This window comes from Xanthomonas arboricola pv. juglandis (assembly GCF_001013475.1).
In the GTDB taxonomy this organism is placed as follows: domain Bacteria; phylum Pseudomonadota; class Gammaproteobacteria; order Xanthomonadales; family Xanthomonadaceae; genus Xanthomonas; species Xanthomonas arboricola.
The window spans coordinates 256345-278424 of sequence record NZ_JZEF01000006.1 but is presented as its reverse complement, the minus strand read 5'-3'; the positions used below and the strand labels follow the sequence as shown (position 1 = coordinate 278424).

Annotated in this window: 16 protein-coding genes; 7 read left to right on the top strand and 9 right to left on the bottom strand. The window is 67.3% G+C overall.

Translation table 11 applies throughout. The features are described from left to right. Window positions 1–94 precede the first annotated feature (94 nt). Window positions 95–952: a polyamine aminopropyltransferase gene (gene speE / locus XARJCFBP2528_RS20395; protein WP_016901978.1), complete on the bottom strand. Its 858-nt coding sequence runs from the start codon at window positions 950–952 to the stop codon at window positions 95–97. Between the two features lie 234 nt (window positions 953–1186). Between speE and speA the strand changes: the two genes are divergently transcribed. The 4 genes from speA (at window position 1187) to XARJCFBP2528_RS20375 (ending at window position 10693) form a co-directional block, all read left to right on the top strand. After that, complete coding sequence (gene speA, locus XARJCFBP2528_RS20390; protein ID WP_016901977.1) at window positions 1187–3073, top strand: arginine decarboxylase; 1887 nt, start codon at window positions 1187–1189, stop codon at window positions 3071–3073. A gap of 888 nt (window positions 3074–3961) precedes the next feature. Beyond that, window positions 3962–7945, top strand: coding sequence for a non-ribosomal peptide synthetase (locus XARJCFBP2528_RS20385; protein WP_016901976.1), 3984 nt, complete (start codon window positions 3962–3964; stop codon window positions 7943–7945). Beyond that, entirely contained in the window at window positions 7938–9272 is a 1335-nt protein-coding gene (locus XARJCFBP2528_RS20380) for a glycosyltransferase (protein ID WP_016901975.1), read from the top strand. The genes XARJCFBP2528_RS20385 and XARJCFBP2528_RS20380 overlap by 8 nt, the downstream gene beginning before the upstream one ends. A 293-nt stretch (window positions 9273–9565) precedes the next feature. Further along, window positions 9566–10693 (top strand): acyltransferase family protein, encoded by a 1128-nt coding sequence (locus tag XARJCFBP2528_RS20375; protein ID WP_016901974.1) that lies wholly within the window; start codon window positions 9566–9568, stop codon window positions 10691–10693. A 165-nt stretch (window positions 10694–10858) separates the two neighbouring features. Here XARJCFBP2528_RS20375 and XARJCFBP2528_RS20370 read toward each other — a convergent pair whose 3' ends face one another. The 5 genes from XARJCFBP2528_RS20370 to radC form a co-directional block, all read right to left on the bottom strand. Then, a complete protein-coding gene (locus XARJCFBP2528_RS20370) occupies window positions 10859–11614 on the bottom strand; it encodes an SDR family NAD(P)-dependent oxidoreductase (protein ID WP_016901972.1) in 756 nt (251 codons plus the stop codon). 40 nt (window positions 11615–11654) lie between these two features. Further along, window positions 11655–12206 (bottom strand): hypothetical protein, encoded by a 552-nt coding sequence (locus XARJCFBP2528_RS20365; RefSeq protein WP_016901971.1) that lies wholly within the window; start codon window positions 12204–12206, stop codon window positions 11655–11657. Between the two features lie 5 nt (window positions 12207–12211). After that, window positions 12212–13093 (bottom strand): SPOR domain-containing protein, encoded by an 882-nt coding sequence (locus tag XARJCFBP2528_RS20360; RefSeq protein ID WP_016901970.1) that lies wholly within the window; start codon window positions 13091–13093, stop codon window positions 12212–12214. A gap of 45 nt (window positions 13094–13138) precedes the next feature. Beyond that, the gene (gene argS / locus XARJCFBP2528_RS20355) at window positions 13139–14827 is read right to left on the bottom strand and encodes an arginine--tRNA ligase (RefSeq protein WP_016901969.1); all 1689 of its coding nucleotides are present in this window, start codon (window positions 14825–14827) and stop codon (window positions 13139–13141) included. A gap of 86 nt (window positions 14828–14913) precedes the next feature. Continuing rightward, window positions 14914–15591, bottom strand: a complete 678-nt coding sequence (gene radC / locus XARJCFBP2528_RS20350) for a RadC family protein (protein ID WP_016901968.1) — start codon at window positions 15589–15591, stop codon at window positions 14914–14916. A 96-nt stretch (window positions 15592–15687) separates the two neighbouring features. On the opposite strand from radC, the gene coaBC reads away from it, so the two are divergent. Genes coaBC through XARJCFBP2528_RS23760 form a run of 3 tightly spaced genes read left to right on the top strand, consistent with a single transcriptional unit; the run spans window position 15688 to window position 19779 of the window. Next, window positions 15688–16956, top strand: coding sequence for a bifunctional phosphopantothenoylcysteine decarboxylase/phosphopantothenate--cysteine ligase CoaBC (gene coaBC / locus XARJCFBP2528_RS20345; RefSeq protein ID WP_026064187.1), 1269 nt, complete (start codon window positions 15688–15690; stop codon window positions 16954–16956). Continuing rightward, window positions 16953–17420 carry a dUTP diphosphatase gene (gene dut, locus XARJCFBP2528_RS20340; RefSeq protein ID WP_016901966.1) on the top strand — a complete coding sequence of 156 codons (468 nt, stop codon included), beginning with the start codon at window positions 16953–16955 and terminating at the stop codon, window positions 17418–17420. Before coaBC ends, dut begins: the two co-directional genes overlap by 4 nt. Before the next feature lie 13 nt (window positions 17421–17433). Continuing rightward, window positions 17434–19779, top strand: coding sequence for a phosphomannomutase/phosphoglucomutase (locus XARJCFBP2528_RS23760; protein ID WP_016901965.1), 2346 nt, complete (start codon window positions 17434–17436; stop codon window positions 19777–19779). A gap of 313 nt (window positions 19780–20092) precedes the next feature. Here XARJCFBP2528_RS23760 and XARJCFBP2528_RS20330 read toward each other — a convergent pair whose 3' ends face one another. The 3 genes from XARJCFBP2528_RS20330 to XARJCFBP2528_RS20320 form a co-directional block, all read right to left on the bottom strand. After that, entirely contained in the window at window positions 20093–20626 is a 534-nt protein-coding gene (locus XARJCFBP2528_RS20330) for a hypothetical protein (RefSeq protein WP_016901964.1), read from the bottom strand. A gap of 250 nt (window positions 20627–20876) precedes the next feature. Then, window positions 20877–21218, bottom strand: a complete 342-nt coding sequence (locus XARJCFBP2528_RS20325) for a lipid-A-disaccharide synthase N-terminal domain-containing protein (RefSeq protein WP_016901963.1) — start codon at window positions 21216–21218, stop codon at window positions 20877–20879. Then, on the bottom strand, window positions 21218–21940 hold the full coding sequence (locus XARJCFBP2528_RS20320; RefSeq protein WP_024940453.1) for a glycosyltransferase family 2 protein: 723 nt from the start codon (window positions 21938–21940) through the stop codon (window positions 21218–21220). The genes XARJCFBP2528_RS20325 and XARJCFBP2528_RS20320 overlap by 1 nt, the downstream gene beginning before the upstream one ends. Window positions 21941–22080: the final 140 nt, after the last annotated feature.

Below are 22080 nucleotides of genomic sequence, written 5' to 3'. Positions count from 1 at the left end.
TCGGCACGGTTGCCTGGTCACGGCCTGGCCTGGCCGTGATTACTGGCGCGCCGCCCGCATCCGCTGGCGGCGCGCTACGGTGCGTGAGCCGCGCTTACTCGCCCAGCGCCTTGGCCACGAACGGCGGTGCGACCAGCACGCCGGTATGCAGGTGCGCGGTGTAGTACAGCGTCTCGAAGCCCTTGGCCTGCGCGGCGTCCTGGCGGAAGGCGAAATCGGCGTTGGCCTGCTTGCTGGCCATGGTCACGCTCCACCAGCCGGTGGGGTAGCACGGCTGCGGGAAGGGCAGGGTCTTGAACGACTGGAATCCGGCCTTGCCCATTTCGGTGCGCATTTCGTTGATCAGCGCCAGCAGCGCCAGCGGCGATTCGGACTGCTGCACCAGGATGCCGTCGTCCTTCAGCGCCTTGAAGCAGCTCTCGTAGAAGGCCTTGTTGAACAGGCCCTCGGCCGGGCCGACCGGGTCGGTGGAATCGACGATCACGATGTCCACGCTGCCGGCTGGGCAGTTGGCCATGTAGGCCACGCCGTCGTCGAACAGCAGCTCGGCACGCGCATCGTGGTTGGAATCGCACAGCTCGGGGAAATACTTCTCCGACATGCGGGTGACCTGCTCGTCGATGTCGCACTGGGTGGCGCTTTCCACGCCCGGGTGCTTGAGCACCTCGCGCAGGGTGCCGCAGTCGCCGCCGCCGATAATCACCACGCGCTTGGGCGCGGCGTGGGTGAACAGCGCCGGGTGGCTGATCATCTCGTGATAGAAGAAATTGTCGCGGCTGGTCAGCATCACCGCGCCGTCGATCAGCATCAGCTTGCCCCAGTCGGTGGTCTGGTAGATCTCGATCTTCTGGAACGGGGACTGCACCTCGTCCAGCTTGCCGCTGATGCGGAAGCCGATCGCCGAGCCTGTCGGCTGGAAGTGTTCGATGTACCAGTTGTCGTTGGCGCTCATGCAAGGTCCTGAAAGATGGGGCTGTTCCTTCTCCCACTTAGGAGAAGGTGGCGCAAAGCGCCGGATGAGGGTCGGGCGCAGCCGCGCACAGGCAAGCTGCTGACGGCCATCCCGAACCCCCGCCAACCCCGCTCCAATCAGGAGCAGGGCGTGAAGTCGGCGCGGATTGTAACGGACCCTGCGCGTGCCAGGCGTTACACTTCACGCCCTTTTTGCCCCAGCCGAGTCAGCGAAATGAGCGATTGGTCCCTCGACCAAGCCCGCAAGACCTATTCGATCCCGCATTGGGCCGACGGGTATTTCGATGTGAACGACGCCGGACATGTGGTGGTCACGCCGACCAGCGACGGTCCGTCGGTGTCGTTGCCCGAGGTGGTGGACGCCGCGCGCGCAGCCGGCGCCAAGCTGCCGCTGCTGGTGCGTTTCCCGGACATCCTGGGCCAGCGCCTGGGCAAGCTGCAGGCGGCGTTCGCGCAGGCGCAATCCGAATGGGACTACGCCGGCGGCTACACGGCCGTCTACCCGATCAAGGTCAACCAGCATCGCGGCGTGGCCGGCACGCTGGCCAGCCACCACGGCGACGGCTTCGGCCTGGAAGCGGGCAGCAAGCCGGAGCTGATGGCGGTGCTGGCGCTGTCGCGCCCGGGCGGGCTGATCGTCTGCAACGGCTACAAGGACCGCGAATACATCCGCCTGGCGCTGATCGGCCGCAAGCTCGGCCTGCAGACCTTCATCGTCATCGAAAAGCCCTCCGAGCTGAAGCTGGTGCTGGAAGAGGCGCGCGCGCTGGACGTCAAGCCGGGCCTGGGCGTGCGCATGCGCCTGGCCTCGCTTGGCGCGGGCAAGTGGCAGAACAGCGGTGGCGACAAGGCCAAGTTCGGGCTGTCGCCACGGCAGGTGCTGGACCTGTGGAAGACGCTGCGCGACGCCGAGTACGCCGACAGCCTGCAACTGCTGCATTTCCACATGGGCTCGCAGATCTCCAACGTGCGCGACATCGCCAACGGCATGCGCGAGGCCACGCGCTATTTCGTGGAGCTGTCGCGGCTGGGCGCCAGGATCAGCCATGTGGACGTCGGCGGCGGCCTGGGCATCGATTACGAAGGCACGCGCTCGCGCAGCTATTGCTCGATCAATTACGGCCTGCATTCCTACGCCAGCAACATCGTGCAGCCGCTGGCCAGCGCCTGCGAAGAGCACGGCCTGACCCCGCCGCGCATCGTCACCGAATGCGGCCGCGCGATGACCGCCCACCACGCGGTGCTGATCGCCAACGTGTCCGAAGTGGAGCAGGCGCCGGAAGGCCGCGTGCCGGATGCGCACGACGACGAGCCGGCAGCGATCCGCCACCTGCGCGAGATCCACGACGAGCTCGATGTGCGCCCGGCGGTGGAACTGTTCCAGGAGGCGCAGCACTTCCATGCCGAAGGCTTGAGTGCTTACGCACTGGGCCAGATCGACCTGACCCACCGCGCGCGTATCGATGACCTGTTCTATGCGATTGCGCATGGCGTGCGTGCACGCCTGAGTTTCGACGAGAAGAGCCATCGCCCGGTGCTGGACGAGCTCAACGAGCGGCTGGTCGACAAGTACTTCGTCAACTTCAGCGTGTTCGAGTCGATTCCGGATGTGTGGGCGATCGACCAGGTGTTCCCGATCGTGCCGATCGAGCGCTTGAACGAAGCGCCGCAGCGGCGCGGCATCATCGCCGACATGACCTGCGACTCCGACGGCATGGTCAAGACCTACGTCGAGAACGAAAGCCTGGACAGCTCGATGCCGCTGCACACGTTGAATCCGGGCGAGAGCTATCGCATCGGCTTCTTCCTGGTCGGTGCCTACCAGGAAATCCTGGGCGATATCCATAACCTGTTCGGCGATACCGATGCGGTGGAAGTGGCCGTGGACGGCGATGGCTATCGCATCGCGCAGCAGCGCCGCGGCGATACCACCGATGTGATGCTGGACTACGTGGGCTATCAGCTGGACACGCTGCGTGCGACCTACGCCGAGCGCATCGCTGCCGCGCAGCTACCGCCCGAGCGCGCACAGGAACTGAGCGATGCGCTGGAAGCAGGGTTGACCGGTTACACCTATCTGTCCGACGAACCGTTGGGCTGAGGCACTGCGCGCTGCGGGGGCCGTGGCGCGCCATTCTGTTGCACCTTCGCGCGCAATGCATTGACGAGACGGCCCGCAGCACCGCTGTGCGGCCGTAATGCGGCATGGCTCCGGGTCCGAACCCGGCGCCATTGCCGGACGCGCTGGATTCTGCGCGCCCTGGCCGAGCCCGGTAACGTCCTGCCCTGGCGACGACGTGCGACGACCAACACCATCCGCTCAAGCCAGGGCCAGGCGATCACCAGCAACACCCATGCATGCGTGATCGACGCGGGTGGCAATGACAATCAAATAACCGTCGTGTGACCATGCGGTTGCAGACGGCATTCAAAAAAAGCGGCGTGTCTTGCGGAATGGTTGTCCCTGCGACGCAATAAAATCAATGCCGCTGCATGCAGTGGTCTTAGTGCATGCGGTCCCGGATACGCCATGAAACACGCAAAATTCCCGGCAAAAACGCCTTCGCCGGATTGCTGCGCGATGCATGGCAGTCTGTTCCGTAGCGTGCAACGCGCGAAAAACGCGATCTGTAGACGTATGCATCCAGAACACTAGTTGAAATCACATTTCAGCCAAAAATTTTTGCGGGCGACGTGGATTTCGTGATTTTTGCACGGTTTATCGCGGTGGCTAATTGTTAGTGTTTGTTTAACTTGTCGGGAAACAAGTGTTTTAGGAAAGTCAGTGCACGTCGTTGTATCGACGCTGCACGCCGCTTCGTGATGTGTTCCCATTGTGCGTTCCATCGTATATCGCCGGCATGCGCTGGCGGTCGTCGGTGTCTCTTACCTCACGTTTCAAGGCCAGGTGCTGATCCGGCGTCCCACTGACCGCATTGCGGACATGGCGCACCGGGCGACTGCGCGCCACACAAGAAGGATGCACGCAATGCACACCGACGCCTCTCCCGTGTTTCCCCTGACCAAAGCGCAACGCGGCCTGTGGGTCGCCAGCAAGTTGCATACCGACAACACCTTGATGTTGTCCGAAGCCCTGGAAATGTTCGGCCCGCTGGATCCGCAGCTGCTGATCCGCGCCAGCATGCAGCTGACGCGCGAATTCGACACGCTGCGGCTATGCATCGCCGAGCACGACGGCGTGCCGCATCAGGTTGTCCTGCCCGAATACACCGCCGCGATCCCGTATTTCAACGTCAGCGAAGATCCTTCCCCGCGCAACGCCGCCGAGCATTGGGTCGACGAAGAAATCCGCAAGCCGGAAGATCTGCAGCACGGGCCGTTATGGCATTGCGCGGTGTTCCGCCTTGGCGAAGACCACCATATGTGGGTGCAATGCGTCAGCCATCTGGTGATGGATGGCTATTGCGCCTCGATCATGATGCAGCGCATGGCGGTGCTGTATAACGCCTACGCAGAAAACATCGAGCCGGAGCCTGCGCAATACGGCAGCGCGCTGTCGCTGATCGAGCTGGAACAGCAGTATCGAGAGTCCGATCGTTTTCAGCGCGACCGCAGCTACTGGATGCAGCAGCTGGCCGATCTGCCGCCGCCGGCGACCCTGGCGCGTCCGGGCAATCACCTGTCGACCGGGTTGTTGCGTGGCACCGGACAATTCTCGCCGCAGCAGGTGGTGCGGCTGCGCGCGCTCGGCAAGGACTATGGCGCCAGCCTGCCGCAGATGCTGATTTCGCTGATCGCCGCGTATTACTACCGTTGCACCGGTGCCGAGGATCTGGTGCTGGCCATGCCGGTGACCGGCCGCATCAATGCGCGCTACCGGCAGACCGCAGGCCTGGTGGCCAATGTGATTTCGCTGCGCCTGAAAATGGATCCGCAGCAGCCGGTGCATGCGCTGTTCGCGCAGGTGTCCTCGGTGGTCAGGCACGCGCTGCGCCACCAGCAATACCGCTTCGAGGACGTGCGCCGCGATCTGGGCATGTTCGGGATCGATCAGAAGTTCGCACGCCTGGCAGTGAACATCGAAGCCTTCGATTACGCACTGCGCTTTGGCCAGGCCTATGCGATGCCGCATAACCTGTCCAACGGCCCGGCCGACGATCTGACCATCTTCTGCTACGAGCGCGGCGACGGTGCCGCGTTGCGCTTCGATCTGGATGCCAATCCGGCGCTGTACGACAGCGACGAGCTGGCCGAGCACTGCCGTCGCCTGACCCATCTGGCCGATGCGGTGCTGGCCGATCCGGAATGCGCGTTGGGCCAGATCGATGTGCTGGGCGATGCGGAACGCCGCCGCCTGTTGCAGACCTGGAACGCCACCGCCGCAGCGCTGCCGGAGCCGGCCACGCTGCTGCACGGCATGCTGCAGCGTGCCGAACTGATGCCGGCGGCAGTGGTGGTGCAATACGACAACCGCACCCTGGACTACGCCACGCTGTGCGAACTGGCCTCGCGCATCGCCGCGCAATGGGTGGCCGATGGCGTCCGCCCCGGCGACGTGGTCGCCATCGCGCTGCCGCGCAGCGAGCAATTGCTGGTGGCCTTGCTGGCGGTGATGTGGAGCGGGGCGGCGTACCTGCCGCTGGATCCGGAAAGCCCGGCCGCACGCAACCGGCAGATGCTCAACGATTCCGGTGCCATCGCGCTGGTCTGCGAGCCGGCGTTGTGCGAGCGCTATCTGCTCGGCGGCATGGTCTGGCTGGATCCGCGCCCGGCGGTGTTGCCGGCGGCGATCGCGCCGCTGGCCACGCCGGACGGTACGGCCTATGTGCTGTACACCTCCGGCTCGACCGGTGCGCCCAAGGGCGTGGAAATCAGCCATCGCAACCTGTTCAATTTCCTGCATGCGATGGAGCATGAGCTTGCGTTGCGTCCGCGCGACCGCGTGCTGGCGGTCACCACCATCACCTTCGATATCGCCGGGCTGGAGCTGTACCTGCCGTTGTTAGTGGGCGCGCGCGTGGTCATTGCACCGGCCGGCATCACCCACGATCCACGCAGCCTGTCGCGGCTGATCGTGCAGGAGCAGATCAGCATGGTGCAGGCCACTCCGTCGCTGTGGCGCATCCTGCTGGCCAATCAGGATCTGGCGCTGGACCGTATCCACGCCCTGGTCGGCGGCGAAGCCCTGGTGCCGGAACTGGCGACCCAGTTGCTGAGCCGGGTCGGGCGCCTGACCCAGTTGTACGGGCCGACCGAAACCACGATCTGGTCGACCATCATGCCGTTGCAGCTCACCGACGCTGCCGCCCCGCCGATCGGCAGGCCGCTGCTCAATACCCGCGTCTATGTGCTCGATGCGCAGCGGCAACCGCTGCCGACCGGCGCGATCGGCGAGTTGTACATCGGCGGCGCGGGCGTGGCCAAGGGCTATCGCGGCAAGCGCCAGCTGACCAGCGAGCGCTTCGTGCGCGACCCGTTCGCCGACGACGGCAGCAACATGTACCTCACCGGCGACCGCGTGCGTCAGCGCCGCGACGGCATGCTGGAATTCATCGGCCGCGCAGATGCGCAACTGAAGATCCGCGGCCATCGTGTGGAGCCGGCCGAAATCGAAAACGCCTTGCTGCTGCATTCGCAAGTGGCGCAGGCGGTGGTGGTCGGTCATCGCGATGGCGACCACGACGCACTGCAGTTGCTGGCGTATGTGGTGGGCAAGCATGGCGCAACGCCATCACCGGAGCTGTTGCGCGCACATCTGCAGCAGCGCCTGCCGGCGTCGATGATTCCCACCTTGTGGGTGCCATTGCAGGCACTGCCGCTGACAACCAATGGCAAGCTGGATCGCCGCGCCTTGCCGTCGCCGGGTGCGCTGCCGCAGCGCGCGCATGTGGCGCCGCGCGATGCGCTCGAACAGCAGCTGGCCGCGATGCTGCAGGACGTGCTGGGCATCGAAGTGGTGGGTGTCGAAGACAACTTCTTCGAGCTCGGCGGCGACTCGCTGCGCGCGGCAGAAATGGCCGCACGCTTCCCGCAGACGTTCGGTGTCGAACTGCCGCTGGGTACCCTGTTCCATGCGCCGACGATTGCCGGCCTGGCCGAGGTGATCAAGCGCAACGCGCAGATCCCCAACGACCCGCTTGGCGTGCTGTTGCCGTTGCGTGCGGGCACCCCGGGTACGCCGCCGCTGTTCTGCATCCACCCGGTGGTCGGTCTGGGCTGGTCGTATCTCACCTTGCTCGGCCAGCTCGATCCGCAGTGGCCGGTGTATGCCTTGCAGTCGCCCGGCTTGAGCGACCCGCAGCATCGCCCGGAAAGCATCGAGGCGATCGCGCGCGACTATCTGGCGCGGCTGCGCACGGTACAGCCGCAGGGGCCGTATCGATTGATCGGCTGGTCGCTGGGCGGCTTGATCGCGCATGCCATCACTGCCGAACTGCATGCGCTGGGCGAAGAAGTCGAATTGCTGGCGATGCTCGACAGCTACCCGCACCTGGAGCAGGCCGCGTCGCTGCCGGAATCGGAAAACGTGCGTGCATCGGTGCATGCGCTGGGCCTGCATCTGGCACCCGGCCAGCCGATGCCGACCACGGTGGCCGAACTGGCCAGCCTGCTGTGCGATCACTACGGCTTGAACGACCTGCCCGCAGTGCGCCAGCTGCTCGAACAACGCCCCACGTTGCTGGACGACATGGGCGGCATGACCCAGCACCACCTGCATCTGGCGCGGCGTCACCGTCCCAAGCCGCTGGACCAGGATGTGGTGTTCGTCGAAGCGAGCGTGCGCATGACCTCCGGCGGCGACGATACGGTGTGGGTGGATTACCGGCCGCAGGCCTGGCGCCCGTATGTGCGCCACCTGCAGTTGCATGTGCTGGACAGCGACCACCACTCGATGCTGTCGTCCACGCATTCGGCCACGCTCAGCGCACTGCTGCACGCGGCCACCACGAAAGCCGCACAACGCGATGGCAGCATCGCCACCGCCAGTGACGGGGTGGCCGAATATGCCTGAGTCTTCCTTCAACGCGGGACGCCAGCGCCCGGTGCTGATCGCCACCCTGGGCACGCATGGCGATGTGCGCCCGATCATCGCGCTGGGCCGTGGCTTGCAGGAGCGCGGTTACCCGGTGCGGGTGCTGACCAGCGCCAACTTCGAAGCGCTGATCCGCGCCAATGGGCTGGACTTCTTCCCGCTCAGCGGCGACCACCAGAAACTGCTGCAGGGCCATCCGGATGTCGCCGAGATGCGCGGTGGCTGGCGCGGCATCTGGGGCACCTTGCGTGCGCAGCTGCTGGAGTGGGCGCGCGACTGGGCCGAGCAGGGCCGTGCGGCCTGTGCCGGTGCCGGGCTGATTCTCGGCGTCGGCAGCGCCAGCCCGCTGGCGCATAGCCTGGGCCAGGCCTATGGCCTGCCGGTGGTGTTCACGCAATTGCAGCCGCTGACCGCCTCGCGGCATGTGCCGTTGATGGTGATGCCCACCGTGCGCCTGCCCGGGCTGGTGAGCGTGGCGCTGCATCACGCGGTGCGCTTTGCCGGCTGGCAGCTGATGCGCCCGGCGCTCAACGGCATCGTGCGCCCGGCCTTGGGGCTGCCGGCATATCCGTGGAGCGGGCCCGATCGCAGCGCGCAGCGCGTGGTGTATGGCTACAGCGAGCATCTGTGCCCACGTCCGCCGGACTGGCCGGACCGGGCCCAGGTCAGCGGGTTCTGGCAGTTGCCGCAGCCGCAGTGGCAGCCGCCGGCCGCGCTGCAGGCGTTTCTGCAGGCCGGCCCCCCGCCGCTGTATATCGGCTTCGGCAGCATGATCAGCACTGATGCGGCCCAGCTCACCGCCATCGTCAAGGCGGCGGTGCGTCTGACCGGTCAACGTGCACTGCTGGCCAGCGGTTGGGGCGGGTTGGCGGCCGCGGAAGACGCATCCGACGATGCCGAGCGCTTCTTCCAGCTGGAACAGGCACCGCACGATTGGCTGTTTCCGCGGGTGGCGGTGGCGGTGCATCACGGCGGTGCCGGCACCACCGGTGCGGCGCTGGCTGCGGGGATTCCGTCGGTGGTGCTGCCGTTCGGCTATGACCAGCCGTTCTGGGCGCACTGCCTGGCCCAACGCGGCGTCGCCCCGCCGGCGCTCGCACGGGTCGGATTACAGCCGGAGACCCTGGCCGATGCCATCAGCCAGGCCAGCGCGCCGAGCATGCGCGCAGCGGCACGCGCGCTGGGGCAGCGCATCCGCGAGGAAGACGGAATCGGCCGTGCAGTGGAGCAGCTGAAAGCCTGGGGATTGCTGCAACCGGCGGTGTCGGTGGCGCCGGCCGTGCGGATCGAGCAGGCCGTCGCGTGACACAGGCCGATGCGTGATGGTTGACGCTGTGGGGGAGCCACAGCGTCGGCGTTGCATTGGCTGCGGCAATGCGGCTGGCCTCACCGAAGCCCTTCGGCTGCTGCACGGGCGGGGTGCTAGCGTTTTGCTGTCGCCGATAGGTGGTCGACCGGACCAGGCCTGCACGACTGAGTGATGTGGAAACAGCGTCTGCATTGCTGATCCGAGCTGGCGACTGCGCCAGCGCTGGCGCCGGCATCGTCGCATCGGCGGGATGCGGCACAATCGGGCTCCCTCGGCTTTGCATCGCCCGCATGCGCTACCCCGCTCTCGATCTGCTGCGTGGCATCGCCATTGTCTGGGTGATGCTGTTCCATTCCTTCGTGGTCGGCGGTCTGGGGCCGGACTGGGCGTGGCTGTCGCGCTACGGCTGGATGGGCGTGGACCTGTTCTTCGTCCTGAGCGGCTTTCTGATCGGCACGCAGGTGCTGAGGCCGCTGGCGCGCGGGCAACGCCTGGACTTCAAGGAGTTTTATCTGCGCCGCGCGTTTCGCATCCTGCCGGCGTTCTTGCTGGTGCTGGTGATCTACATGGCGTGGCCGGACTTTCGCGAGTCGCCCGGGCTGGCGCCGTGGTGGATGTTCGTCACCTTCACCCTGAACCTGTTCGTCGACTACGGCCGTGATGCCGCGTTCTCGCACGCCTGGTCGCTGTGCGTGGAAGAACATTTCTATCTGGTATTTCCGTTGCTGGCGACGCTTCTGCTGCGTCGGCCCTCGGCTGCACGCTTTGGCGTGCTCTGCGTGCTGGTCGTGGTTGCCGGCATCGCGCTGCGTGCTGGCATCTGGTGGCACAACACTGCCCTGGACAGCGCTGGCGTCGGTCTGCAGCGCAACTGGTTTATCGAAGACATCTACTACCCGACCTGGAACCGTCTGGACGGTCTGCTGGCCGGTGTCGTGCTGGCGGTACTGAAGGTGTTTCGCCCCATGACGTGGCAACGGCTGCAGCAACACGGCAACGCCATCCTGTGTGCCGGCGTGGCGATTCTGGCGCTGGCACTGTGGCTGTTCCGCGAGCGCACCGGCCTGATCGGCAACGCGGTGGGCTGGCCGGTGCTGTCGCTGGGGCTGGCCTTGCTGGTGCTCGCCGGCACTGCCAGCAGCGGTGTGCTTGGCGGTTTGCGCGTGCCGGGCGCGGCATGGCTGGCGGCCATCTCCTACAGCCTGTATCTGACCCACAAGGCCGTCTTCCATCTCACCCAGGGCTGGTTCGGCCCGGCGCTGGAGGGGCGCGGCGTGCTGGCATTTGCGGTGTATGGCCTGGTGGCAGTGCTGGGCGGCGCGCTGTTGCACTACGCGGTGGAGCGCCCGTTCCTGCAACTGCGCGACAGGATGCTGCGGCCAGGCGCGCAGCCGTTGGCTGCCGCCGATCGCGGCTGACCAGGCAGAGCAAAACGCCGCGCAATGCGCGGCGTTGTCATCAGCCCTGGCGGTACGCCGGTTGCCGCGCCGCACCCAGCTTGGATGCGGCGCGATCTGTTCGCGCGCCGACCGCCACACCATCGGATCGCGACGCGACCGAGGCATTGGCGTTGCAGGCCATCGTCACTGCGCGTCGCGCGCCACCTGGAAACCGGCGAACGACTGCGTGACCGGCATGATTTCCAGCCGATTGATGTTCAGATGCGCCGGCAGGCTGGCGACGTAGAAGATCTGCTCGGCGATGTCCTCGGCGGTCATCGGGGTGGCGCCGCGGTACAGCGTGTCGGAGGCGGCCTGGTTGCCGCCGGTGCGCACCAGGGTGAATTCGGTTTCGGCCATGCCCGGTTCGATCGAGGTCACGCGTACGCCGGTGCCGTGCAGGTCCGCGCGTAGGCCCAGCGAAAACTGCTGCACGAACGCCTTGGTGCCGCCGTACACGTTGCCGCCGGTGTAGGGGTAGGTCGCCGCGACCGAGGCGATGTTGATGATGGCGCCGCGGCGTGCGATCAGCGCCGGCAGCAGGCGGTGGGTGAGGGTGACCAGCGCGGTGACATTGGTGTCGATCATCTGCTGCCACTGGGTCAGGTCGGCCTGTTGTGCAGGCGCGGTGCCCAGCGCCAGCCCGGCGTTGTTGACCAGCACATCGATGTCGGCAAACTCGGCCGGCAATGCGTCGATCGCTGCCGACAGGGCCTGCGCATCGCGCATGTCGAAGGCTGCGGTGTGCACCTGGCCGGCAGGCAGCTCGGCCGCCAACGCATCCAGGCGCTCGGCGCGGCGGCCGGTGGCGATGATCTTCCAGCCGGCGGCGGCAAAACGGCGCACGGCGGCGCTGCCGAATCCGGAGGTGGCACCGGTGATCAGAACGGTCTTGGACATGGGGGATAACTCCTGCGAACGAGGGGGTCAGGCAAAGGGATCAGGGGGTGGTGGCAGCGCCGGATACGTGGGCCTGGGCACGGCGCGCGCGCAGCTTGGCCTCATCACTGAGCGGCTCGCGCGTCACTACGCGGCCGTGTTGCACCTGCAGGAGCAGATACGGTGCTTCTGCGGCGCCGGGTGCGGTGTCGCCGGTGCTCGCGGCGGTTGGCAGGGCGATCACCAGCTCGCCATCGATCCAGTCCGCGGCGACCGGAGCGGTTCGCCCGGGGAACAGCACATCGAGCGGTAACGCCGGCGGCGCGGTGTCGCAGGCACCGATGACGATGCGATCCAGCAGCACCTGCGTCTGCTCCACGCGCCAATCGGCCTGGTAACCGCGCCAGTTTGCACTGCAACTGCCCAGCGCCGGCCGCGCATGCGCTACGAACCGTTGCCAGGTGGCCTGGTCGTCCAGCACCGGCGCCAATGGCTCGGCCAGCAGCACCGCGTCCTGCCCGTCGATCCGGATGTGGTCGGGAATCTGCTCGGTGGCGTGCGCCGCGCCGATCAGTCCCCACCACAACCACAGGCCGGCGGCGCGCTGCAGCACGGCGGCTACTGTGCCTTGATCGCGATGGCGGGCAAGCCGCTACCGGTCAGCTTCTGCTTGGCTTCGGCCAGTTCGCTGGCGCTGCCGTACGGCCCCATGCGTACGCGGTAGACGGTCTTGCCGCTGATGTCGGCCGACTCCACGCGTGCGGCCAGGCCCATCATCGCCAGCTTGGCCTTGGTCGATTCGGCATCGCCGGAGGCGCCGAACGAGCCGGCCTGCAGGATGTAGCGGGTGTTGTCGGTCACTGCAGAGGCAGCTGCCGGGGTGGCAGCTGCTGCCGTCGCTGCCGGCTTCGGCGCAGCGGTTGCAGCCGGCGTGCTCAGTGCCGCAGTGCTGGCCGGGGCCGGGGTGGCGGCCGGGCGTGCCGGGGCGGTCTCGGCCAATGGCTTCGGCGCGCTGGCGGCTGTTTCGGTCACCGGGACCGGCACGCTGGCGGCCGGCGTGGCTGCCGCCACACTCGCACCCGGTGCAGGCGCGACCGGCTTGCCTTCCAATGCGGCGCGCGCACGTGCAGCTTCCTCGGCGCGCGCGCTGGCCGCCAGTTCGGCATCTGACATCTGTACTTCCTTGCCGGGCAGCAAGGTATAGAAGTCGTACTGGGTCTGCGCATCGCCCGGCTTGGCCTGCGGCTTGGGCGGTTGCGCGCTGGGCTTGGGCAGCTCGGCCGGCGTATCCACGTCGGCATCGGCCACCGGCTCGGGCTGTGCGTCGGGGTTGGCGCGTGGGCCTACGCGCAGGAAGCCGTCGCCGTCCTTCTTGAACAGGTTGGGCGCGGCCAGAAAGATCACTGCCGCAATCGCAGCGCCCGCCACCAACCACACCCAACCGGGGGTGCCATTGCTGGTGTTGCGTCGCGCCTGACTCTTACCGCGTCGTGCTGCCATCTACCACTTCTCCGAATCACGTCGTTGCGGGCCATGCGGCTCGGCTTACATCTTTTCTGGGGCGCTGACGCCAAGCAGTTCCAGGCCGTTGGCAAGCACCTGTTGCGTGGCGACGGCGAGGGTGAGCTTGGCGTCGCGCTCTGCGGCATCGTCCACCAGCAGTTTGGTGTTGTGATACCACGTGTGGAAGGCGTGCGCCAATTCACGCAGGTATTGCGCGATCTGGTACGGCTCCAGCGTCTGCCCGGCGATTTCCACCACCTCCGCATAGCGCGACAGCTCGACCATGACGTTGAGCGAATGCTCGTCGTCCAGGCGCGCCAGCTCGGCCAATCCGTGCGCCTGCTCGTACTTGTAGCCCTTCTCCTGCGCCTGCCGCAGCACGCTGCAGACGCGGGCATGCGCGTACTGCACGTAGAACACCGGGTTGTCGTTGCTCTGCTGCCGCGCCAGGTCGATGTCGAAGGTGAGCTGCGAGTCGGGCTTGCGCGCGATCAGGAACCAGCGCACCGCATCGGCGCTGGTTTCCTCGATCAGATCGCGCAGGGTGACGTAGCTGCCGGCACGCTTGGACAGTTTCACTTCCTCGCCGCCGCGCATCACCGTGACCATCTGGTGCAGCACGTACTCCGGCCAGCCTTGCGGGATGCCCAGTTCCAGCGCCTGCAGGCCGGCGCGCACGCGCGTCAGCGAGCCGTGGTGATCGGCCCCCAGCTCGGTGATCGCGCGCTCGTAGCCGCGCTGCCACTTGGTCAGGTGATAGGCCACGTCCGGCACGAAGTAGGTGTAGGTGCCGTCGGACTTGCGCATCACCCGGTCCTTGTCGTCGCCGAAGTCGGTGGACTTCAACCACAACGCGCCGCCTTCCTCGTAGGTATGGCCGGAGGCGATCAGCTTCTGCACCGCCTCTTCGACCTTGCCGTCCTTGTACAGCGAGCTTTCCAGGAAATAGATATCGAAATCGACGCGGAACGCGGCCAAGTCGTGGTTCTGCTCGTTACGCAGGTAGGCCACGGCGAAGCGGCGGATCGCGTCGAAGTCGGCAGGGTCCTTGCCGCCGGTGACCAGGTGGCCTTCCAGGTCGACGGTGTCGCCGGCCAGGTAGGCGGTGGCCACATCGGCGATGTAGTCGCCGCGGTAGCCGTTCTCCGGCCAGCCGTCGCTGTCGGGGGTGAGCCCCTGCGCGCGCGCCTGCACCGACAGGGCCAGGTTCTCGATCTGCACGCCGGCATCGTTGTAGTAGAACTCGCGCTTGACGTTCCAGCCGTTGGCATCGAGCACGCGCGCCAGGCTGTCGCCGATCGCCGCGGCGCGGCCGTGGCCGACGTGCAGCGGGCCGGTCGGATTGGCCGACACGTATTCCACGCCCACCGAGCGGCCGTTGCCGGCCAGCCCGCGGCCGTAGTCGTGGCCCTGCTTGAGCACATGCGCCACTTCGCGCTGGTAGGCGGTGGGGGCGAGATGGAAATTGATGAAGCCCGGGCCGGCGATCTCCACCTTGGCCACGTCGTCGCTGGCCGGCAATGCGGCGACCAGCGCCTGGGCCAGCGCGCGCGGGTTGCTGCGCGCCGGCTTGGCCAGCAGCATCGCGGCATTGGTGGCGAAGTCGCCGTGCTCGCGCGTCTTGGGCCGCTCGACCACAAAATCCGGCGGCAGGGTGTCGGCAGGCAGGGTGCCGTTGGCGCGCAAGGCTTCAATGCCTTGGCCGATCAGTGCGCGGAGTTGGGCTTTCACGTGGGATCTGCTTGGAACGAAACCACCGATTTTACCCGACCGCGCGCCCCGGGGTCGGGCCGACGGTTCAGGTCACCGCCACGCGCTCATCCCAGCCAGCCGCGCTCGGCCAGCGAGACCGGACGCCCGTCACCGATCACGAAGTGGTCCAGCAGGCGGATATCCACCAGCTCAAATGCACCCAGCAGGCGCCGGGTGACCGCGCGGTCGGCCTCGGACGGCTCCGGATTGCCTGAAGGGTGGTTGTGCCCGACGATCACCGCCGCGGCGTTGTGCAGTAGCGCCCGCCGCACCACTTCGCGCGGGTGGATGTCGGCCCCGTCGATGGTGCCGGTGAACACTTCCTCGAAGGCGATGGCGTGATGGCGGGTGTCCAGGTACAGCACCGCGAATACCTCGTAGGGGCGCGCACGCAGCCGCTGCGAGAAGTAGCGGCCGACGCTGGGCGGGTCGCTGAGTGCGTCGCCGCGTTCCAGTGCGCTCAGCAGGTGGCGGTGCGCCAGTTCCAGCGCCGCACTGAGCTTGCAGGCCGAGGCCGGACCCAGGCCGGGCAGGCGCGCCAGGGCGGGCGCCGTGCGATCCAGCAGCACGCGCAGCGGGCCGTGGCGCAGCAGCAGATTGCGTCCGGTCTGGACGGCGTCCTGGCCGCGCAGGCCGGAGCCGACAAAGATCGCCAGCAGCTCGGCATCGGACAGGGCAGGCGCCCCGCGCGCCAGAAGTTTCTCGCGCGGGCGTTCGTGGGTGGGCCAGTCGTGAATGTGCATATGGCGAGATTGCCGGTGCTCATCGCTCACGCCTATCAGGCCGGACGGGGGCATCGGCTAATCTAGTTGTCCTTGTAACCGTAGGACGACTCCGACGTGATCGGCTCCACTCAGGCCCGCCCCCTGGACGGACAGCGCTTGCTGCTGTGCGTCGGCGGAGGCATTGCCGCTTACAAATCGCTCGAACTGGTCCGTCGCCTGCGCGACGCCGGTGCGCAGGTGCAGGTCGCCATGACCAGCGGCGCGCAACAATTCGTCACCCCGCTCAGCTTCCAGGCCCTGTCCGGGCAGCCCACCCGCACCACGTTGTGGGACAGCGCCGCCGAGCAGGCGATGGGACATATCGAACTGGCGCGCTGGGCCGATCAGGTGATCGTCGCTCCGGCCACCGCCGACCTGCTGGCGCGGCTGGCCCACGGCCTGGCCGACGATCTGGTCAGCACGCTGTGCCTGGCCACCACCGCGCCGCTGACCGTGGCCCCGGCAATGAACCACCGCATGTGGCTGCACCCGGCCACGCAGGCGAATGTGGCGACCCTGTCCGCACGCGGCGTGCGCGTGGTCGGTCCCGAGGACGGCCCGCTGGCCGAAGGCGAGTCCGGCCCCGGCCGGCTGGCCGAGCCGGCGGCGATCATCGCCGCCCTGGCCGGTGGTGCCGGCATCGCCGCGCCGCTCGCCTCCAAGGCTGCTGCCGCCCCGGCGTTCGTGCCCAGCAGCGCGCAACTGGACGGCCTGCGTATCGTCATCAGCGCCGGCCCCACCTTCGAGGACCTGGACCCGGTGCGCTACGTGGGCAACCGCAGCAGCGGCAAGATGGGCTATGCCCTGGCCGCTGCCGCCGCCAGCCAGGGCGCCGAGGTGGTGCTGGTCAGCGGCCCGGTGCACCAGACCACCCCGGCCGGGGTGCGGCGGATCGACGTGCGCTCGGCTGCGCAGATGCGCGATGCGGTGCTGGGTGCGTTCCCGGCCGACATCTACATCGGCGCCGCCGCAGTGGCCGACTACACCCCCAAGCGGGTGGTCGCGCAGAAGATCAAGAAGACCGGCGAGACGCTGACCCTGGAGCTGGTGCGCACCCCGGACATCCTGGCCGAGGTCGCCGCGCAGACCGGCGCGCTGAAGCTGGTGGTCGGCTTTGCCGCCGAAACGCACGACGTGGAGCATTACGCGCGTGGCAAGCTGGCCGCCAAGCGGCTGGACCTGATCATCGCCAACCAGGTGGGGATCGAGGGCGGCGGCTTCGAAAGCGACAACAACGCCGCCACCGCCTACTGGCAGGGCGGCGAGCGCGCCTTCCCCAGCAGCAGCAAGACCGAACTGGCCGACCAGCTGTTGGCCCTGATCGCGGAGAGATTGCAGGCATGAGCACCCCGACCCAGTCCTTGCAGGTGAAGCTGCTCGACCCGCGCTTTGGCGATCTGTGGCCGCTGCCGGCCTACGCCACCGACGCCAGCGCCGGCATGGACCTGCGCGCGGCGCTGGAAGCGCCGATGACACTGGAGCCCGGCGATGCGGCGCTGATTCCCAGCGGCATCGCCATCCATCTGGCCGACCCGCAGCTGTGCGCGGTGATCCTGCCGCGCTCGGGCCTGGGCCATCGCCACGGCATCGTGCTCGGTAACGGCACCGGACTCATCGATGCCGATTACCAAGGGCCGCTGCTGATCAGTACCTGGAATCGCGGCCGTGAGGCCTTCACCATCGAGCCGGGCGACCGCATCGCCCAGCTGGTGATCCTGCCGATCGTGCGCGTGGGCTTGCAAGTGGTGGATACTTTCGTCGACAGCGCGCGGGGAGCGGGTGGATTCGGCCACACCGGCGTGCGCTGACGGGGGACGTCACATGAGCAAGGCGAACGAGCGCAGGCAGTCGATGTCCAGCGTGCGTACGAGTGGTCCGGTGTTGGGGGGGGTATTGGTGCTGCTGGCTGCCTGGTTCGGCTGGAGCAGCTACACGCAATGGCGCCAGGATGCGGTTGCGCAGGAGCTGGAACAGGCGCGCGACCGCGCCGTGCAGGACATCAGCCGAGCCATGGCCCAGCAGGCCAGCCAGCTCGACGCCGTGCTCAAGCAGCCACAGGTCATCGCCGCGTTGGCCAATGGCGACGCGCTGGCGGCCGCCTCAAGCATCCGCGAGCGCTTCAAGGGCGCCGAGGATGTGCAGGTCCTGTCCGGCGACCTCGCTGCCGCCTACGACAATCCCAAGGACTTCGGCTACGCGCGGCTGAGCCTGCTCGAGTCGGCACTGGTGGCCGAGCGTGCGCAGGTGCACGTGGTGCGCGATGCCAAGCAGGTCCGTCTCGGCGTGGCGGCAGCGGTGCGCCTGGGCGCGCAGCCGGCGGTGGCGTACGCGCGGCTGCCGTTGTTGCGTCTGACCGGCCCGCTGGATGCGATCGCAGTGCCCGGCAGCGCGTACCTGGCCTTGCGCCAGGGCAGCTACAACGTCGCCCAGCAAGGCGATGCGGTGCTGGCCGATGCCGCCGAAACCCTGGCCAGGCCATTGGGCAACAGCGGCCTGCGCGTGGCCGCCGCGGTGCCGCAACGCGATGACGGCCCGCTGGGTCTGGGCGCCGTGGGCTGTGCGATCGTGGCCGCGCTGCTGCTCGTCATCGCCGTGCTGTTGGTGCTGGCCAGCCGTGGCCGCGTCGCCTTGCCGCGTCGCCGCGTGGCCGGCGAGCCGACCGCCGACGAGCCCACCTTCAGCCAGAGCCTGCAGCACGACGCCAGCCTTGCCAGCCAAGCGCGCGCGCTGGAGGCAGATGTGCCGCCAGCGCCGCCGGCGCTGGTGCCGGCCGTGCAGGTCGCCACCGAGATGTTCCGCGCCTACGACATCCGTGGCGTGGTCGGCAAGGACCTCAACCCCGGCGTCGCCGCGTTGATCGGCCAGGCCATCGGTAGCGTGATGCAGGCGCAGGGCCTGCGCGAGGTGGTGGTCGGCCGCGATGGACGGCTGTCGGGCCCGGAGCTCGCCAATGGCCTGATCGACGGCCTGCGTCGCGCCGGCTGCCAGGTGATCGACATCGGCCTGGCGCCCACCCCGGTGGTGTACTTCGGCGCCTACGAACTACGCGCCGGCAGCTGCGTGGCGGTCACCGGCAGCCACAATCCGCCCGACTACAACGGCTTCAAGATCGTGATCGGTGGCGAGACCCTGTCCGGGGCGGCGATCGCCGAACTGCACCAGCGCATCAACGAAGGCCGCCTGCATACCGCGGCAACGCCTGGCGATCTGGAACAGCGCGACATCAGCGACGCCTACATCCAGCGCATCGCCGACGACGTGCAACTGGACCGCCCGATCAAGGTGGTGGTGGATGCCGGCAACGGCGTGGCCGGCGATATCGCACCGCGCCTGCTGGAAGCGATCGGCGCCGAGGTCATCCCGCTGTATTGCGAGATCGACGGCACCTTCCCCAATCATCATCCCGACCCGAGCGAGCCGCACAACCTCGACGACCTGGTCAAGATGGTGCAGCGCTTCGATGCCGACATCGGCGTGGCCTTCGATGGCGATGCCGATCGTCTGGGCGTGGTCACCAAGCAAGGTGCCATGGTGTTCCCAGACCGTCTGCTGATGCTGTTCGCTGCCGATGTGCTGCAGCGCAATCCCGGCGCGCTGGTGATCTACGACGTCAAGTGCACCGGCAAGTTGTCCGATCACGTGCTGCGCAACGGCGGCAGCCCGTTGATGTGGAAGACCGGGCACTCGCTGATCAAGGCCAAGATGCGCGAGACCGACGCCGAACTGGCTGGCGAGATGAGCGGGCACTTCTTCTTCAAGGAGCGCTGGTACGGTTTCGACGACGGCATCTATGCGGCCGCACGCCTGCTGGAAATCCTGGCCCAGCGCGAGGAAACCCCGTCGGAGGTGTTGGACGCCCTGCCCGAAAGCGTGTCCACCCCGGAAATCAAGGTGCCGGTGGATGGCGATGCGCACGCGCTGGTCGCGCGCATTGTCGAGCGTGCCCAGGCTGGTGAGGAATCGCCGTTCGAGTCGGCGCGGCTGTCGACGATCGACGGGCTGCGTGCGGACTTCGCCGACGGCTGGGGCCTGGTGCGTGCCTCCAACACCACGCCGATCCTGGTGCTGCGCTTCGAGGCCGATACCGAAGACGCACTGCAGCGGATTCGCGGGTTGTTCCGCAGCCAGTTGCAGGCCCTGCTGCCGGATCATCCACTGGAATTTTGACCGGCCGGTGCGTCATGGGCGACTGCCCTGCCGGCTTACCGGCAGGGCAGGTCGCGGCGCCGTAGCTGCCGACCACACCGTGCTCGGCGCTGGCAGATGCAGGCGATCACCGCAGCGCGCGGCCCGCTCCGACAGGCGTAGGCGGTCGACGTCAGACGTCGCCCGAAAAGATGCCGCTCGACGTCAGACGTTGATCGAGCAGGCGCCGCTGGACGTCAAATGTTGATCGAGCAGACGTCGCTCGCACCGATATCCTGCAAGGCTGACAGGCGAAGACGCGCATCAATAGCCGGACGAATGTACGCGATCACGGTCACCTGCCTCCCGGACCCGGCATGCGTGCGCGATCATCTGGCGCTGCAATCGCGGTGCCGTGTGCAGCGTGGCCGTGCAACAGCCAGACCGCATCCCAGTACGGATACCCACCGATCTGCGCGGCCAGCCCTGCGCGTACTGGCAACGCCACCAGCGCGCGCGCGAACTGTCGGTGGTCCTCAGTCGGCGCAAGCGCCGATGCCTGCATCTGCGGCTGCCACACCGTCCCGCCACGGCCGCGCGCACGATTGACCGCATCGGCAGCCGCCTGTCGCGCGAGGGAGGCCAGTTGCAGCAGCGCAGCCTTGCCAGGCGCCTGCAACAGCGCGCACCAACTGTCCGGCAGCAGCACCCAGCACAGCAACTGCGCACCCTGCCAATGACCGGCCGCCGCAAGGCTGGCCGCTGCCGCTCGCGCGCAACGCCAGTCGGAAAACAACGGCACCTGCTGATGCGTGTACAGCTGCAGGTACCAATGCGCCGCAATCGGTGCCGACCCGGACAACGGACGATGGAGGAGCGCGTTGGACATAGGCACAGCATGCCGATGAGCAAACAGCCGCGGCATCGGCCACGCGCCTCATCCCAGGTCGGTAACCATCGCATCGCGACGTACGAAAAAACGCGTTGACCCCAGCTAGCGAGCCCCTGACGTTATCCACCGAAAGCAGAGTCAATGCAGCACGCTCAATCAGCTCAGCTAAGCAACCAGCATCGCCTCAAAGCCCGGAAACGTGGAGCAGGAGTGCCGCGTTTACGAATCCCCACTCCCCAATCCCCGCTCAATGCACCGCCCGATCCCGCCTCCAGCCGCGATGCTTCACATCCAGATACAGGCTGTAGAACGCGGTAAACGCCGGAAACAGGTTCTGCAGCACGCCCACCGAATCCTGCTTGGCCGAGAACACGAAATAGCTCAGCGTCATCAGGCTGCCGACCACGCTCATGTACCAGAACATGCGCGGGATCACCGGCTTGCCGGCGCGCTTGGAAGCGACAAACTGCACCAGCCAGCGGCCGCCGAACATCAGTGCGCCCACATAGCCGATCAGCTTCCAGCCGGTGACATGCAGCCCGGTCCAGTACAGCCAGGTCAGCGGTTGATCCAGCCAATGCAGTTCCATCAGCGCTCCTGCACCACGGTGCGCTTGCTGCGGGTGATCAACCAGGCCACGCCGCGCAGGTCGCGGATGCCGACCAGCGCGCGATTGAGGTTGTTGTACTTGGACACGCCGGCGGTGCGATGGCGGTGATGCACCGGCACGCTCACCGTGCGCCAGCCGGCGCGCTGCATCAACGCCGGCAGATAGCGGTGCATATGATCGAAGTAGGGCAGGTCCAGGAACGCCTCGCGCTCGAACAGTTTGATGCCGCAGCCGGTATCGGGGGTGTTGTCGTGCAGCATGCGCGAACGGATCGCGTTGGCCCACTTGCTGGCCCAGCGCTTGGACCCCGAATCCTGGCGGTTGACCCGCCAGCCGGCGAACAGCTTCACCTGCGGCTCGGCGCTGGCGCGCGCGGTCAGCAGTTTGGGAATGTCGGCCGGATCGTTCTGGCCGTCGCCGTCGAGCGTGGCGATCCAGCTCGCACGCGCGGCCTTGACGCCGTTGCGCACCGCCGTGCTCTGGCCGCTCTGGGTGACGTGATGCAGCACGCGCAGTTCCGGCGTGGTGGTCTTCAGGCCTTGCAGCACCGCCAGGGTGTCGTCGCGCGAGTGGTCGTCGACATAGACGATCTCGAACGCCACCAGCCCGCGCAAGGCGGCGACGATCTCGCCGACCAGGGCGGCGACGTTATCGCGCTCGTTGAACACCGGGACGACGACGGAAAGCTGGGGTTGGCTCATGGATTCGTGGTGGCCAGATGAAGGCTGAGCGAAAAAGATCGCGCATTGTGCCCTGACTGTCTGAGTCAGGCATGAAGCGAACCCGCGTTATGTGCGCTGGAGCGAGCGTCAAGCAGCCTGTAGCGTGTACTAGCGTGTTA

Coding starts and splice junctions, on each gene's coding strand:
- XARJCFBP2528_RS20385 (WP_016901976.1), top strand. CDS start 3,962: ATGCACACCGACGCCTCTCCCGTGTTTCCCCTGACCAAAGCGCAACGC.
- radC (WP_016901968.1), bottom strand. CDS start 15,591: ATGCACATTCACGACTGGCCCACCCACGAACGCCCGCGCGAGAAACTT.
- XARJCFBP2528_RS23760 (WP_016901965.1), top strand. CDS start 17,434: ATGAGCAAGGCGAACGAGCGCAGGCAGTCGATGTCCAGCGTGCGTACG.
- XARJCFBP2528_RS20325 (WP_016901963.1), bottom strand. CDS start 21,218: ATGGAACTGCATTGGCTGGATCAACCGCTGACCTGGCTGTACTGGACC.
- XARJCFBP2528_RS20370 (WP_016901972.1), bottom strand. CDS start 11,614: ATGTCCAAGACCGTTCTGATCACCGGTGCCACCTCCGGATTCGGCAGC.
- dut (WP_016901966.1), top strand. CDS start 16,953: ATGAGCACCCCGACCCAGTCCTTGCAGGTGAAGCTGCTCGACCCGCGC.
- speE (WP_016901978.1), bottom strand. CDS start 952: ATGAGCGCCAACGACAACTGGTACATCGAACACTTCCAGCCGACAGGC.
- XARJCFBP2528_RS20375 (WP_016901974.1), top strand. CDS start 9,566: ATGCGCTACCCCGCTCTCGATCTGCTGCGTGGCATCGCCATTGTCTGG.
- speA (WP_016901977.1), top strand. CDS start 1,187: ATGAGCGATTGGTCCCTCGACCAAGCCCGCAAGACCTATTCGATCCCG.
- XARJCFBP2528_RS20360 (WP_016901970.1), bottom strand. CDS start 13,093: ATGGCAGCACGACGCGGTAAGAGTCAGGCGCGACGCAACACCAGCAAT.
- XARJCFBP2528_RS20380 (WP_016901975.1), top strand. CDS start 7,938: ATGCCTGAGTCTTCCTTCAACGCGGGACGCCAGCGCCCGGTGCTGATC.
- XARJCFBP2528_RS20320 (WP_024940453.1), bottom strand. CDS start 21,940: ATGAGCCAACCCCAGCTTTCCGTCGTCGTCCCGGTGTTCAACGAGCGC.
- XARJCFBP2528_RS20330 (WP_016901964.1), bottom strand. CDS start 20,626: ATGTCCAACGCGCTCCTCCATCGTCCGTTGTCCGGGTCGGCACCGATT.